1 protein-coding gene is annotated in these 383 nt (G+C 47.8%); it reads right to left on the bottom strand.

Going from position 1 to position 383, the window contains the following annotated elements:
• Positions 1-329, bottom strand: a 329-nt coding sequence (locus C6366_RS21415) for a hypothetical protein (RefSeq protein ID WP_233248607.1), incomplete at its 3' end; no start/stop codon positions are given.
• Positions 330-383: the final 54 nt, after the last annotated feature.

Below are 383 nucleotides of genomic sequence, written 5' to 3'. Positions count from 1 at the left end.
ATCATATAGGCAGCAGCCAGAGCAATAATGGCGTATAGTTCGGGGAATACAGCGAGGATAAGTGTTTTACCTGCTACGTCGTGACCTGAACCAATAGCAGCAATACCATTGGCACAAACCTGTCCCTGACGATAAGATGACAGCAAACCTACAAGACCTACAGCCAAACCTGAACCAAATACAGCAGAAGCCTGAGCCCAGGTGGGATCATTAAGCAATCCAAAGAATGCACTCATAAGAAAGTAGCCTGCAAAACCGTAAAGACCCTGGCTACCAGGCAGAGCGGTTAACAGAAGAAATGATCCAAAACCGTCGGGGTTCTTTTTCATGGCACCAACAGAAGCGCTTCCAGCAATTGAACATCCGAATGCACTGCCGACTCC

This window comes from Desulfonatronum sp. SC1 (assembly GCF_003046795.1).
Taxonomy (GTDB): Bacteria; Desulfobacterota; Desulfovibrionia; order Desulfovibrionales; family Desulfonatronaceae; genus Desulfonatronum.
Note: the sequence above shows the minus strand (reverse complement) of the source record. Positions and strands in the feature narration are given on the sequence as shown.